Here is a 14,954-nt window from a genome sequence, read left to right on the forward strand (position 1 = left end):
ATTTGCTTATAATCAGAAAAATATTCGTAACTTTGCAACCCGATTATGGACTTAGAAACCCTTAAAATCGACTTGAAAGGTCTTAATGAAGGTGCTAATCACCTTGAGTTTGACCTTGATGATACTTACTTTAAGGCTGTTGAAGCTCCTGAAGTGAGCCAGGGTAAGGTGCGTGTTTTATTGGATATTATGCGTACAGGAAATGATTTCTTTACTCTGAACTTCCATGAGACAGGCATGGTAATGGTTCCATGTGATATTTGCCTCGATCCAATGGAGCAGTCCATAGAGACAACACAACGTCTCGAAGTAAAATTAGGAACAGAAAACTCAGAAGAGGATGACCTTGTAATGGTGGTCGAGGACGAAGGAATACTCGATATTACATGGTACCTCTACGAATTCATTGCCCTCGCAATCCCTATCAAGCATGTGCATGCACCTGGAAAATGCAACCCTGCCATGATACGTACTCTTGAGGAGTACTCTGCCACCCGAAGTGGTCAGGAGGGAAACGAGACGCCAATGGATCCGCGCTGGGAAGCTCTATTAAAATTGAAAGAATAATATATTAAACGTTTAAAGAATTATGGCACATCCAAAAAGAAGACAGTCAAAGACTCGTACACTCAAGAGAAGAACTCACGATAAGGCAGTAGCTCCTACATTGGCAGTATGCCCTAATTGTGGTGCTTATTATGTTTATCACACAGTATGCCCTACTTGCGGTTACTATCGTGGTAAAGTTGCTGTCGTAAAGGAAACGGCTGAATAAATATGAGTAAAATCAATGCGATCATAACGGGTGTCGCAGGTTACGTGCCAGACTATGTCCTCAATAATGAGGAATTGTCACGCATGGTTGATACCAACGACGAGTGGATTACCACACGTACAGGTATTAAGGAGCGCAGAATCCTAACAGAGGAGGGACTTGGTACTTCTTATATGGCTCGAAAGGCTGCTAAACTTCTGATGAAGAAGACAGGTGCAGACCCTGATAGTATTGATGCTGTCATTGTAGCCACTACGACCCCTGATTATCCTCACCCATCTACAGCTTCTATTGTATTAGGTAAGTTGGGTTTGAAGAATGCTTTCGCATTTGACTTTGCTGCAGCTTGCTGTGGTTTCATGTATGCATTTGATGTAGCCTGCAACATGATTCAAAGCGGTCGTCATAAGCGTATTATCGTTATTGGTGCAGATAAGATGTCGTCAATTACTGATTATCGTGATCGTGCGACATGTCCGCTTTTCGGTGATGGTGCGGGTGCAGTTATGGTTGAAGGTACAGAAGAGGAAGGAATCGGTTTGATAGATTCTTATCATCGTACAGATGGTAAGGGACTTCCATTCTTGCATGTTAAGGCTGGCGGTTCTGTCTGTCCTTCATCTCGTTTCACTGTTGATCATCGTTTGCATTATACCTATCAAGAAGGTCGTACAGTCTTCCGTTATGCTGTAACAGCAATGGGTGATGATTGTGCAACATTGCTTGAGCGTAATGGTTTGACACAGAATGACATTGATCACGTTGTCTGTCATCAGGCTAACTTACGAATCATAGAAGCAGTGGCAAAGCGTATTGGTGTTCCAATGGACAAGGTATTGGTAAATATACAGCGTTATGGTAATACCAGTGCAGCCTGCATGCCTCTCGTCCTTTGGGATTTTGAGTCACAGCTAAAGAAAGGTGATAATATCATCTTTACGGCATTCGGAGCTGGTTTCGTCAATGGTGCATCTTATTATAAGTGGGCATACGACGGAAAGTCAGTAGCGGTTAAGAAGTAAGACTCTAAGTTATCATATAATTGAAACGCATCTTTCTTTTCCTATAAGATTGATGCGTTTTTTTAGAAGTAACCATTATGCACAAAGCAGGATTCGTAAACATTGTTGGTAACCCGAACGTTGGTAAGAGTACATTAATGAATCAGCTCGTTGGTGAGAAACTTAGTATTGCCACCTTTAAAGCACAGACAACACGCCATCGTATTATGGGTATTGTCAATACAGACGATTCACAGATAGTCTTCTCTGATACTCCTGGCGTATTGAAGCCTAATTATAAGATGCAGGAGATGATGCTTCAGTTCTCTGAATCGGCCTTAGCTGATGCTGATATCTTGCTCTATGTGACGGATGTCGTTGAGAACCCAGAGAAGAATATGGACTTCCTAGAGAAGGTCTCAAAGATGACAATCCCTGTCATTCTGCTTATTAACAAGATAGATGAGAGCGACCAGAAGAAACTTGGCGACCTTGTGGGACGGTGGCATAAGTTGCTCCCTAATGCAGAAATACTCCCTATCTCTGCAAAGAATAAGTTTGGTACAGACATCTTAATGAAGCGTATTCATGAGTTGTTACCAGATAGTCCCGCGTTCTTCGATAAAGACCAATTAACGGACAAGCCAGCCCGATTCTTTGTGTCTGAGATTATCCGTGAGAAGATTCTCCGTTACTATGATAAGGAGGTACCTTACTCTGTTGAGGTCGTCGTTGAGCGTTTTAAGGAGGACGACCGACAGATTCACATCAATGCTGTTATTTATGTAGAACGTAGCAGTCAGAAAGGTATTATCATCGGTCATCAGGGTATGGCATTAAAGAAAGTATCAACGGAAGCACGCAAGAGTCTCGAACGCTTCTTTGATAAGAAAGTATTTCTTGAGACTTTTGTTAAGGTTGATAAGGATTGGCGTAACTCTCAGAAGGAATTGAATAACTTTGGTTATAATCCAGAGTAAATGCCCCTCCAACTCCTGTGAGAGGGGGGGAGAGATGGGAGGATAAGGTTATTGAGCTAATTAGCCTAATAAGGTTAATAGATTTAATTAGGCTAAATTCCCCCCTTGATAACTAAGAAGACAATCGCCCTGACTGCTTAGTAGGGCACACTCTCACATACTGTGAGGGCTGGGGAGTGGTCATCCTCGGCAAATATTCATCGGATGCTTGACCACATCTGGCGTCTTCTTATAATGTAAATTACAATGTTTGATATTATGAGAAGAAAGAAGACCAATTTAAAAAATGGCAAATTTAGTAGCTATTGTAGGACGCCCTAACGTTGGTAAGTCCACTCTTTTTAATCGTTTAACCCAAACTCGTCACGCTATTGTGAGCGATACGGCAGGCACAACGCGCGACCGTCAGTATGGTAAATGTCAGTGGAATGGGCGCGAGTTTTCCGTTGTTGATACGGGCGGATGGGTAGTTAAATCGGATGATGTATTCGAGGATGCAATCCGTAAGCAAGTGTTAGTTGCAACCGAAGAGGCCGATCTCGTCCTGTTCTTAGTAGATACTGAGACGGGTGTTACTGATTGGGATGAAGATGTTGCCATGATACTTCGTCGCACGAAACTCCCCGTGCTTCTCGTTGCTAATAAGGTAGATAATAGCGGAGAATATTACCAAGCTGCTGAGTTTTATAAGCTCGGTTTAGGTGATCCAATATGTATTAGTGCAGCCACAGGAGGTGGTACGGGCGACTTGCTCGATACGCTCCTCGATAAGCTAAAGGATGTACCTGATGAGACTATCAATGAAGACATCCCACGCTTTGCAGTCGTTGGTCGACCTAATGCAGGTAAGTCTAGCATCATTAATGCCTTCATTGGTGAGGATCGTAACATCGTTACAGAGATCGCAGGAACCACTCGCGATAGTATCTATACACGCTATACCAAGTTTGGTTTCGACTTCTATCTCGTTGATACAGCGGGTATTCGACGTAAGAATAAGGTAACGGAAGACCTCGAGTTCTATAGTGTGATGCGTTCCATCCGAAGTATTGAGAATGCCGATGTATGTATTCTTATGTTGGATGCCACACGTGGTATTGAGTCGCAAGATATGAATATCTTCCAGCTGATCCAGCGTAATAATAAGAGCCTTGTTGTCGTGGTTAATAAGTGGGACTTGGTGCCGGATAAGAATCAAAAGGTCATCGACACCTTCGTTAATGCTATCCGTAGTCGTATGGCACCATTCGTTGACTTCCCTATTATCTTCGCTTCCGCGCTCACTAAGCAGCGCATCTTTAAGGTGTTGGAGACGGCTAAGGAGGTCTATCAGAACCGTAAGATTCATATTGGAACAACCAAGTTGAATGAGGTCATGTTACCTATCATTGAGGCTACCCCACCACAGTCAGTCAAGGGCAAGTATATCAAGATAAAGTATTGTTCACAGCTTCCGAACACACAGATACCATCCTTTGTCTTCTATGCGAACCTTCCGCAATATGTTAAGGAGCAGTATCGTCGATTCTTAGAGAATAAGTTACGTGAGAATTGGAACCTACATGGCTGCCCCATCAACATCTTCATTCGTCAAAAGTAATTGGTAAATAGAATATCTATGAGGCAGGTATCATTAAGTATTCTCATTGCTGTTGCATTACTATTAGCAGCTTGCGGTGGGAAGAAGAAGAATGTTGATCAAGGAAAACTAGCTGCCAAAGCGGCTAAACACTATTACGAGCAACTCCTAAAAGGCGATTACGAGGCGTTCCTCAATAATGAGAATCGAACCAATAACCTGCCTGATAATTACAGAAAGCAGCTATTGCTCAATCTTAAGCAGTTTGTGGCTCAGCAGGATAGTGTGCATCATGGGATAGACTCCATAACGCTCGGAGCATCCCATTTCTCTGCTAAGGACAATACTGCCAGTGTCTTTCTCCTCTTCTATTATGGTGATAAAACCACAGAGCAGGTGGTTGTTCCGATGGTGAAAGAGCATGGGAAGTGGATCTTGCGATAGTCTCTCGAAACTGTTCCGAACTTCCCGATAATCTCTCATAGTTTTCCCAAAGAGGAGAGAAGAGACTTTACCCCTATACTCTCTTCGAGTGGAGAGGAGTGTGAACAATGCTATTTGTAGACTAGTAGATCGTCATAAAGTCGAGGCAGAAGTCCTTGTCTGGAAACCCCAACCTGCCTCCCCTAAGGGGGAGGAGTTCCTAACGGAAGCCAGTTGGAATGGACTTTTCCCAATCTATATGGTGCCATAAGTAAGGACATACGAGGGCATCTGTCCCTACTTTTGAGTATTCTCTTCATCTGATGAAGGAACCTCTTCATAGTAAAGAAAGCGTTTTGTTGATATAAGGAAGAGGGTGTGTCAAAATAGCCACACACTCTTTTTTATGCACAAAGCCCCGACTTTCTCAAGCCAGGGCTTTGCTATTTTCCTAAAGTTTTTGTACCTTTAGGCATACAAAAAAATCTCATTATGACAAAGGTACACTTTCGTTCTTACATACACAAGAAAATGATTCTTTTTCCTCAAAGAATCGATAAGGACATCGCAGAAGATGATCCTGTTCGTCTTTTAGACGCCTTGGTGGATAATCTTATGTTGGATAATGTCTACAAGCTTTATAAGCCCAGTGGTCGCAAGCCTTATCATCCACAAATGATGCTCAAGGTGATTCTTTACGCCTATATGAATAATATCTATTCCTGCCGTCGTATAGAGTCGCTTCTCAAGCGTGACATTCATTTCATCTATCTGGCAGGATATGAGCAGCCTGATTTTATTACCATCAATCGTTTTCGTAATCGTGTGAAAAAGGAAATCAACAATATCTTCACACAAGTGGTATTAGTACTTGCAGCCAAAGGTTTGATAAGTCTTGACGTTGAATATATTGACGGCACAAAAATAGAATCGAAAGCCAACAAGTATACCTTCGTTTGGAAGAGAACCGTGGAAAAGAACCGCGCCAAGTTGCAGGAACAAATACGCACACTCTTGCTCCAGGTTGATGATGTCATAGCGCAGGACAATGCCGCTAAGACAGAAGGTGTCGAGTTTACTGCAGCTCTGCTCGATGAGATATCCGAGGAATTGAACAAGTCTTTGGAATCATCCCCTGAGCCTAAGACAAAAGAAGAGAAGCAGGCTGTTAGAACCAAGAAAAAACAGCTTAAAGAGCTTGAGAAGAAACGTAATAAACTCCAAGAGTATGACCAACACCTTGAGATTATGGGGGAGAGAAACTCCTACAGCAAGACCGACCTTGATGCTACGTTTATGCACATGAAGGAGGATGCTATGCGGAACGGACAGACTAAGCCTGGATATAATCTGCAGATAGCAACTGAGAACCAGTTTATCATCGACTTTGCACTCTATGCTAACCGTACAGATACGCTTACACTTCCTTCTTTCTTGGAGTCCTTCAACTCACGTTACCATCGTTATGCCAAGACAGTCGTAGCCGATTCAGGGTATGGCTCCGAGGAGAACTATCTGTTCATGGACGTACATAATATGGAAGCCTATGTGAAGTATAACTACTTCCATAAAGAGCAGCATCCACGCTATACACCTAACCCATTCTGTCCTGCAAGCCTTTATTATAATAAGGAACAGGATTTCTACGTCTGCCCTATGGGACAGCATATGAAGCGTATAGGCATGAAGCGTTCCCTAACCTCTAATGGATTCGTTACTTACAGTGTACGTTATCAGGCAGAACGCTGTGATGGTTGTCCGTTGAGAGGCTCATGTTTTAAGGCAAGAGGGAACAGAATTATAGAAGTAAACCATCAACTACAGCACTATAAACAAAAGGCACGGGAACTACTGACCTCGGAAGAAGGCATCAAGCATCGAGGACGAAGGTGCATAGAACCTGAAGCTGTTTTTGGACAAACAAAATATAATAAAGTCTACAAGAGATTTAGGCATTTGGGAAAAGACAAGGTCAATATGGACTTTGCCTTCTTTGCTATTGCCTTTAACATAGGAAAAATGTGCAAAAAAAATAATCTCAAGGAGCTAAAAGCTATTATGGAGGTACTTTTAGTCACCTTCAGATGCTCTATAGAAGTTTATATAAGCTATTGGAAGCCCAACAAATCATTTTATATGAAATTAGCGGCATAGCTGCAGTAAATAACGAATTATGCGGTAGATGAAGTAAAGAGGAGTAGAAAAGAGGATGTGTCCATTTTGACACACCCTCCTCTTCATATAGAAGAGAGCCTTTCCTTGTATTAAGGAAACGCTTTCTTTGTTTGTAAACAAAGACATTCTCTTCCCTTTCCATTCGGAAAGAAGCCTTGAACGAAGCCTTAATTAAAAAAGACGTAACCATATCTTGTGATACACATAAGATGCGGTTACGTCACTATTTATCGAATAACTCTGCGGAAGTAGAGGGATTCAAACCCCCGATACACCTATGGGCGTATACCGGATTTCGAGTCCAGCGCATTCGGTCACTCTGCCATACTTCCTTGCTAAATGCTGTGCAAAAGTAAGCATTTATGATGTAAACAACAAATTATTAAAGGGTGAATTTCTTTGTTATTGATAATTAATACCATGAGAAGATAGATCTTTGCCATTGTTTTCAACCTATAACAACCATCATTCTGCACTCTCTTGCTGTGCCCGTTTACGCTGGTCTAACAACTGGAAGTCCTTCTTTTGCAGCACAAAGTCTGTACCCAGATACTTTTCCTTAACAATCTTATTGGCGGCTAACTCTTCTGGTGTCCCCTTGAAAAGGATGCGTCCTTCAAACAAGAGATAAGCTCGATCGGTGATATTCAATGTCTCGTGCACATTGTGATCGGTGATGAGAATACCGATATTACGGAACTTCAATCGCCAAACAATGTGCTGAATATCCTCGACAGCGATAGGGTCTACACCAGCGAAAGGCTCATCTAGCATGATAAACTTTGGATCAATAGCCAGACAACGAGCAATCTCACAACGACGACGCTCACCTCCAGAAAGGCGGTCACCCAAGTTCTTACGCACCTTCTCAAGGCGGAACTCACGGATAAGACTTTCCATCTTATCAATGCGTTCCTGCTTATTTAGCTTCGTCATCTCTAATACACTCATGATGTTGTCTTCGACACTCATCTTGCGAAAGACACTTGCTTCCTGTGGAAGATAGCCTATACCCGCCCGCGCACGCTTATAGACCGGATAATTAGTAATCTCTTTGTCGTCAATATAAACATGCCCCTCGTTAGGAACAACAAGTCCCGTTGTCATATAGAACGATGTTGTCTTTCCTGCACCATTCGGTCCGAGCAACCCGACAATCTCTCCTTGTCGCACACTAATACTCACACCATTCGCCACAGTACGCTTTCCGTACCGCTTCACCAACTTGTCCGTATGCAGGATACTCCCCTCTTCTTCTGGACGCACAACTATATTATCTGTCTCTGACATAGCTATTCTTTTCTTTCGAGTTTGCTGTTATCTTGCCTCTCCTTATAGTTTGCAAATGTAGCAAAATATTAATAAAACAACAAACAACAAGGCTATATAGCACCTTGTTGTTTGTGTTTTTTAAGAGACAAAGAATCACATCTGAGTATTACTTGATTAGTTTCACAACCTCACCAGACACTGAACGAACAATATAAACACCATGTTTCAATTCTATATTTGATGGTGTCCTTCCTGTCCAAATAGTCTTACCATTCACATCAAAAACCATAACTTGTTGTGGTGTAGCAGTCTCTATACGACAACCATCATCAGTCTTTATCACATGTAAAGCAGCATCCGAAGCCGTAACAGAAGTTATACCATCAGGGATGGCTTTGAGTTTTATCATATAAGTCCCAAGTGTATTGCTGCTCTTCTTGCCGATACCAGGGAAGCCAGGGTTCGACATCTTGCAATAAACACGCACAACATCATCCTCCGACAAAGACTTATCAAAGGTAAAAACACCAAGTATATTGGTCACCTTGTCAGCAGGAACAGGAGCATACTTAGCCGTTTCATTACGTTTATACATCCATGTGAACTCCGTCCGTTCGGCTGCTGTTGAGATGCCACGAGCAAACAGAAGGTAAGAAAGGTCTACTGTTAATCCTTGCACCTTACTCTTTGGAACAAGATAAGAAGTCTGTCCACTGTATCGGAAGTTCTCGATTGGTGAATCCTGAATATAGCGGTCGGGGATTTGATCAAAAGCTAGTGCATTTCCTCGAACATCAAGCATTTGCAATTTACGAAGAGCCTTCGCTCCATTAATCTCACGAAGAACTTTCTTAGGATTAGCAAATACCAAGGTCTCTAAGTTAAGGTTATTACTTACATCAAGAGTATTAATAGAAGCCCCCGTAACACCTAACTGCTTTAGATTCTTTGCGTTTTGATTATTCAATTGGCGCAGTGATCCTTGTCCAAGAAGGGTTGGAGATGCCTGCACCGACACAAGGTTATCACTCTTCGGAAGTACAATCTCGCCAACACCACTAGCACTCAAGGTCAATACTTCAAGGTTAGGACATAAAGATACATCCACCTTGTCATGCGCAGTAAGGTCTACATAATCAACATTCAGATTACGAAGAGCATTTGAATTCACCTCTACCACACCATTTACTTCACGCCTCTGTACAATGCGCAAAGTCATTAGTTTGTCGGCAGCAATAGTAAAGGTACGCTCGGAAGTAGAAGGACTAACGAAATGATACTCTACCTTAGTAAAGGTTCCATCAGTATTTGATGGAAAAGATTTAATGCCTTCATCCGAGCCAAAATCACATACGACAGGAGCATTAGCAAGCGTACGCACTGCAAACGAAACCGAGGCGGTATTAGCCTTCACACTGATTACTACCTTCTCATTAGGAATAGTTTGAGCTCTTAAAATTGTCACACAGCTTAAGAATAAAGCTGAAATAAGTAATTGTTTCATCATACACATTTGTTTTATTATAGCGTAAAAGGAACGCTATAGGGTTATTTAAATAAATAAAGAAAGCAAATAGATGACACTTTGAATATGTGGCAATCATTCTGCAATATTCGTTATTTTATTTGAATTATGCAAACAAAAAGATATTAAACTGATAGTAAACAAGGAAAATAAATATCGGTCTTATATATATACGGTGGCATTAACACATTGAATATAGCTTATTTATAGTCAGCACACCACTCCCCTCTTGCCATTCTTCAGACATTTCACTCATGCTCTATAACCCACAAGAACCACACGAGAAAGACTATTAAATAATGTCTTTCCTGCCTATATCTGTGATTATTTGCCTACTTTTGCAGTCACAAAACTAAATACGGTAATCATGCTGATCATTAAGTGGCTGAATACATTCGGTAATTATCTTATGCTGATGGGACGCTCATTGAGTCGCCCGGAACGCATGAGGATGTTCTTTAAAAGATATCTTAAAGAGATGTCACAACTAGGTGTCGATTCTATAGGAATCGTGTTGCTCATCTCGTTCTTTATAGGAGCTGTGATTTGTATTCAGATAAAGCTCAACGTACAAAGTGCTTGGATGCCCCATTGGGTATCTGGTTATGTGACGCGCGAGATTATGCTCTTGGAGTTCTCAAGTAGTATCATGTGTTTGATTCTATCGGGTAAAGTAGGATCAAATATTGCCTCAGAGCTTGGCACCATGCGTGTGACTCAGCAAATAGATGCTCTTGAGATTATGGGAATCAACTCTGCCAGCTATCTGATATTACCAAAGATTCTCGGTTTGATGACCATCATGCCGTTCCTCGTAATATTCTCTGCTGCAACGGGTATCATCGGAGCTTATGCCACAGCCTACTTCGCACATATTATCACACCAGTAGATCTCACCGCTGGATTGCAGCATGATTTCAATCCGTGGTTTATGTGGATGAGTATTATTAAGGGCTTCTTCTTTGCCTTCATCATCTCAAGTGTATCGTCTTACATGGGCTACACCGTGAAGGGCGGAAGTGTCGAAGTGGGCAAAGCATCCACTGATGCCGTGGTCTGCTCGAGCGTTTTGATTCTCTTTAGCGATGTGTTCCTAACGCAGATGTTGAGTTAGATAAAAACCTCCCCCCAGCCCCTCCCAAGGAGGGGAGTGCCTAACGGAAGTTAGTTAGAAACGGCAGGGAAAACTTTTCATATAGTATCATTAAGAATAAGAAAGCTAACAATTCTCCCACATCCCACCCTTAGTATATGGGCTCCCCTACTTTCGGAGGGGCTGGGAGAGGCTCCCCTACTATGATTGAAGTTAAACATCTATTCAAGTCATTCGGTGACAAAGAAGTGCTGAAGGACATTAATACAGTCTTTGAAGATGGTAAGACGAATCTCATCATCGGACAAAGTGGTGCGGGAAAGACCGTGCTCATGCGTTCTCTGACGGGACTCATAGACCCCACAAAGGGCGAAGTCTTATATGATGGACGCAACTTTGTGAATATGACAAAGAAGGAGAAGATCCTCATGAGACGTGAGATGGGTATGATATTCCAGGGTGCTGCCCTCTTCGACTCACTCACCGTGCTAGAGAATGTACGCTTCCCACTCGATATGTTCTCGGATATGTCGGCTATTGAACGCGACAAAAGAGCACAGGAATGTCTTGATCGTGTAAACCTATCAGGCGCAGAACAGAAGTATCCGGGTGAGATCTCGGGGGGCATGCAGAAGCGTGTTGCCATAGCAAGAGCCATCGTTATGAACCCGAAATACCTCTTCTGTGACGAGCCGAACTCTGGTCTCGACCCTAAGACATCGTTGGTTATTGATGAGCTATTGACAAGTATCACTCGAGAGTTTAATATGACGACCATCATCAACACGCATGATATGAACTCTGTGATGGGTATTGGCGAGAATATTATCTTCATTGCGGACGGCAGGAAGGAGTGGCAAGGTGATAAGGATTCAGTCATCTCATCACGTAATAAGAAGTTGAACGACCTCGTCTTCGCATCAGATCTATTCAAGAAAGTGAAGAGTATAGAGCTTTCAGAATGACTCTTGGAATCTATAAGTTATTCCGAAAGACGATAGTATAATTTATATAAGAATTAAGGGAACGCCTTTCTCACTGCAAGGAAAGCCTCTCCTGATAGCAAAGAGGAGGGTGTGTCAAAATGGACACATCCTCTTTTCTACTCCTCTTTACTTCATCTACCGCATAATTCGTTATTTACTGCAGCTATGCCGCTAATTTCATATAAAATGATTTGTTGGGCTTCCAATAGCTTATATAAACTTCTATAGAGCATCTGAAGGTGACTAAAAGTACCTCCATAATAGCTTTTAGCTCCTTGAGATTATTTTTTTTGCACATTTTTCCTATGTTAAAGGCAATAGCAAAGAAGGCAAAGTCCATATTGACCTTGTCTTTTCCCAAATGCCTAAATCTCTTGTAGACTTTATTATATTTTGTTTGTCCAAAAACAGCTTCAGGTTCTATGCACCTTCGTCCTCGATGCTTGATGCCTTCTTCCGAGGTCAGTAGTTCCCGTGCCTTTTGTTTATAGTGCTGTAGTTGATGGTTTACTTCTATAATTCTGTTCCCTCTTGCCTTAAAACATGAGCCTCTCAACGGACAACCATCACAGCGTTCTGCCTGATAACGTACACTGTAAGTAACGAATCCATTAGAGGTTAGGGAACGCTTCATGCCTATACGCTTCATATGCTGTCCCATAGGGCAGACGTAGAAATCCTGTTCCTTATTATAATAAAGGCTTGCAGGACAGAATGGGTTAGGTGTATAGCGTGGATGCTGCTCTTTATGGAAGTAGTTATACTTCACATAGGCTTCCATATTATGTACGTCCATGAACAGATAGTTCTCCTCGGAGCCATACCCTGAATCGGCTACGACTGTCTTGGCATAACGATGGTAACGTGAGTTGAAGGACTCCAAGAAAGAAGGAAGTGTAAGCGTATCTGTACGGTTAGCATAGAGTGCAAAGTCGATGATAAACTGGTTCTCAGTTGCTATCTGCAGATTATATCCAGGCTTAGTCTGTCCGTTCCGCATAGCATCCTCCTTCATGTGCATAAACGTAGCATCAAGGTCGGTCTTGCTGTAGGAGTTTCTCTCCCCCATAATCTCAAGGTGTTGGTCATACTCTTGGAGTTTATTACGTTTCTTCTCAAGCTCTTTAAGCTGTTTTTTCTTGGTTCTAACAGCCTGCTTCTCTTCTTTTGTCTTAGGCTCAGGGGATGATTCCAAAGACTTGTTCAATTCCTCGGATATCTCATCGAGCAGAGCTGCAGTAAACTCGACACCTTCTGTCTTAGCGGCATTGTCCTGCGCTATGACATCATCAACCTGAAGCAAGAGTGTGCGTATTTGTTCCTGCAACTTGGCGCGGTTCTTTTCCACGGTTCTCTTCCAAACGAAGGTATACTTGTTGGCTTTCGATTCTATTTTTGTGCCGTCAATATATTCAACGTCAAGACTTATCAAACCTTTGGCTGCAAGTACTAATACCACTTGTGTGAAGATATTGTTGATTTCCTTTTTCACACGATTACGAAAACGATTGATGGTAATAAAATCAGGCTGCTCATATCCTGCCAGATAGATGAAATGAATGTCACGCTTGAGAAGCGACTCTATACGACGGCAGGAATAGATATTATTCATATAGGCGTAAAGAATCACCTTGAGCATCATTTGTGGATGATAAGGCTTGCGACCACTGGGCTTATAAAGCTTGTAGACATTATCCAACATAAGATTATCCACCAAGGCGTCTAAAAGACGAACAGGATCATCTTCTGCGATGTCCTTATCGATTCTTTGAGGAAAAAGAATCATTTTCTTGTGTATGTAAGAACGAAAGTGTACCTTTGGCATAATGAGATTTTTTTGTATGCCTAAAGGTACAAAAACTTTAGGAAATAGCAAAGCCCTGGCTTGAGAAAGTCGGGGCTTTGTGCATAAAAAAGAGGGTGTGGCTATTTTGACACACCCTCTTTTTTATTTCTTATACAAGAAAATTTACTATATTTGCAAACAATCAGATGATATTTATGGAAAGTCCAACCAATCGAATTAAAGAGGTGCTTATCGAGAAAGGGATTAAGCAAACATGGCTTGCAGAGAAACTCGGTAAGAGTTTCACTATTGTGAACTCCTACGTTTGCAATCGTCGACAGCCAAGCTTAGAATTGCTATTTCAGATAGCAGAGATCTTGCAGGTTAATCCAAAGGAATTGATTAACACCCCAGATAAGTAACTTTATTATGGCAGAGCATAAAACATCTATCCGCTTTTTCAACGACCGTGAAGTTAGGGCGGTGTGGGACGAGGAACAAAACTGTTGGTGGTTTTCAGCAACAGATATTGTTCGTGCCATTAACAATGAACCGGACTATACTAAAGCAGGTAACTATTGGCGATGGCTTAAAAAGAAGTTGAAGCAAAAAGATGTTGAACTCGTGAGTGCCACTCACGGCTTCAAGTTTGAAGCTCCTGATGGGAAGTTACGCATGGCAGATGTTCTTAATAGTGAGAATGTTGTATTGTTGGCAAAGAACTACCCCAACAATCGTGCTAATGACTTTCTTGATTGGTTTACCTACAGCGACAACACCATTGATGGGCAGAGTAAGAAAAAAGCTTATCAACTCTTTGAAAGTGGTATCTTAAAGGCTGTAGACCCAGGTACAATCAAATGTTTACAACAAATACATGCTTATCTCTTTGGAGGACTGTATGACTTTGCAGGACAAATCCGTACCAAGAATATTTCAAAAGGTGGTTTTACCTTTGCTAATTGTATGCATTTCCCTGAAACCCTGCAAACAATAGAACGAATGCCCGAAACAACCTTTGATGAGATTATGGATAAGTATGTAGAGATGAACGTAGCCCATCCTTTTATGGAGGGTAATGGTCGCAGCACCCGTATTTGGCTTGATCTGATGTTTAAGCGTTCTCTCAAGCAGTGTGTGGATTGGAGTCAGATAGATAAGAACGAATATTTATCAGCAATGCGTGAGAGTGTTTCTGATAGTACACACATCAAAGCTTTGGTAAAGCCTGCTCTCACCACTAAGATTGATGACCGAGAAATGTTCACGAAAGGTATCGACTATTCTTATTATTATGAAGAAAATGATTAACAATGTTTTCTCTATCTATATTATTAAGTATAGTCATATGAAGAAGTA

General features: G+C 41.8%; 14 protein-coding genes and 1 tRNA gene. 11 read left to right on the top strand and 4 right to left on the bottom strand.

The window, feature by feature from the left end; translation table 11 throughout:
* Positions 1–45 precede the first annotated feature (45 nt).
* The 7 genes from J5A55_RS01300 (at position 46) to J5A55_RS01330 (ending at position 6,912) form a co-directional block, all read left to right on the top strand.
* Positions 46–567, top strand: coding sequence for a YceD family protein (locus J5A55_RS01300; protein ID WP_004382260.1), 522 nt, complete (start codon positions 46–48; stop codon positions 565–567).
* Positions 568–589: 22 nt separating this feature from the next.
* The gene (gene rpmF, locus J5A55_RS01305; protein ID WP_004382259.1) at positions 590–775 is read left to right on the top strand and encodes a 50S ribosomal protein L32; all 186 of its coding nucleotides are present in this window, start codon (positions 590–592) and stop codon (positions 773–775) included.
* Positions 776–777: 2 nt separating this feature from the next.
* Positions 778–1,797, top strand: a complete 1,020-nt coding sequence (locus J5A55_RS01310; RefSeq protein ID WP_004382258.1) for a beta-ketoacyl-ACP synthase III — start codon at positions 778–780, stop codon at positions 1,795–1,797.
* A gap of 77 nt (positions 1,798–1,874) precedes the next feature.
* A complete protein-coding gene (gene era, locus J5A55_RS01315) occupies positions 1,875–2,756 on the top strand; it encodes a GTPase Era (protein WP_004382257.1) in 882 nt (293 codons plus the stop codon).
* A 286-nt stretch (positions 2,757–3,042) separates the two neighbouring features.
* On the top strand, positions 3,043–4,356 hold the full coding sequence (der, locus tag J5A55_RS01320) for a ribosome biogenesis GTPase Der (RefSeq protein ID WP_004382256.1): 1,314 nt from the start codon (positions 3,043–3,045) through the stop codon (positions 4,354–4,356).
* An 18-nt stretch (positions 4,357–4,374) separates the two neighbouring features.
* Positions 4,375–4,779, top strand: a complete 405-nt coding sequence (locus J5A55_RS01325; RefSeq protein ID WP_004382255.1) for a hypothetical protein — start codon at positions 4,375–4,377, stop codon at positions 4,777–4,779.
* Positions 4,780–5,250: 471 nt separating this feature from the next.
* Positions 5,251–6,912: an IS1182 family transposase gene (locus J5A55_RS01330; protein ID WP_211802930.1), complete on the top strand. Its 1,662-nt coding sequence runs from the start codon at positions 5,251–5,253 to the stop codon at positions 6,910–6,912.
* 264 nt (positions 6,913–7,176) lie between these two features.
* Here J5A55_RS01330 and J5A55_RS01335 read toward each other — a convergent pair.
* From J5A55_RS01335 to J5A55_RS01345, 3 genes are all read right to left on the bottom strand, one after another.
* Positions 7,177–7,265: transfer RNA gene (locus J5A55_RS01335), tRNA-Ser, on the bottom strand.
* Between the two features lie 133 nt (positions 7,266–7,398).
* Complete coding sequence (gene lptB / locus J5A55_RS01340; protein WP_004381598.1) at positions 7,399–8,223, bottom strand: LPS export ABC transporter ATP-binding protein; 825 nt, start codon at positions 8,221–8,223, stop codon at positions 7,399–7,401.
* Between the two features lie 148 nt (positions 8,224–8,371).
* On the bottom strand, positions 8,372–9,670 hold the full coding sequence (locus tag J5A55_RS01345; protein ID WP_234396033.1) for a hypothetical protein: 1,299 nt from the start codon (positions 9,668–9,670) through the stop codon (positions 8,372–8,374).
* A gap of 427 nt (positions 9,671–10,097) precedes the next feature.
* On the opposite strand from J5A55_RS01345, the gene J5A55_RS01350 reads away from it, so the two are divergent.
* A complete protein-coding gene (locus J5A55_RS01350) occupies positions 10,098–10,844 on the top strand; it encodes an MlaE family ABC transporter permease (RefSeq protein WP_004381600.1) in 747 nt (248 codons plus the stop codon).
* A gap of 182 nt (positions 10,845–11,026) precedes the next feature.
* A complete protein-coding gene (locus J5A55_RS01355; RefSeq protein WP_039850840.1) occupies positions 11,027–11,788 on the top strand; it encodes an ABC transporter ATP-binding protein in 762 nt (253 codons plus the stop codon).
* 184 nt (positions 11,789–11,972) lie between these two features.
* Here the strand turns inward: J5A55_RS01355 and J5A55_RS01360 are convergent, their stop codons facing one another.
* On the bottom strand, positions 11,973–13,634 hold the full coding sequence (locus J5A55_RS01360) for an IS1182 family transposase (RefSeq protein WP_211802931.1): 1,662 nt from the start codon (positions 13,632–13,634) through the stop codon (positions 11,973–11,975).
* A 176-nt stretch (positions 13,635–13,810) separates the two neighbouring features.
* On the opposite strand from J5A55_RS01360, the gene J5A55_RS01365 reads away from it, so the two are divergent.
* The gene (locus tag J5A55_RS01365; protein WP_039850916.1) at positions 13,811–14,017 is read left to right on the top strand and encodes a helix-turn-helix domain-containing protein; all 207 of its coding nucleotides are present in this window, start codon (positions 13,811–13,813) and stop codon (positions 14,015–14,017) included.
* Positions 14,018–14,024: 7 nt separating this feature from the next.
* A complete protein-coding gene (gene fic / locus J5A55_RS01370) occupies positions 14,025–14,906 on the top strand; it encodes a protein adenylyltransferase Fic (RefSeq protein WP_004382343.1) in 882 nt (293 codons plus the stop codon).
* Positions 14,907–14,954: the final 48 nt, after the last annotated feature.

It is taken from the genome of Prevotella veroralis (genome assembly GCF_018127765.1).
Lineage (GTDB): Bacteria > Bacteroidota > Bacteroidia > Bacteroidales > Bacteroidaceae > Prevotella > Prevotella veroralis.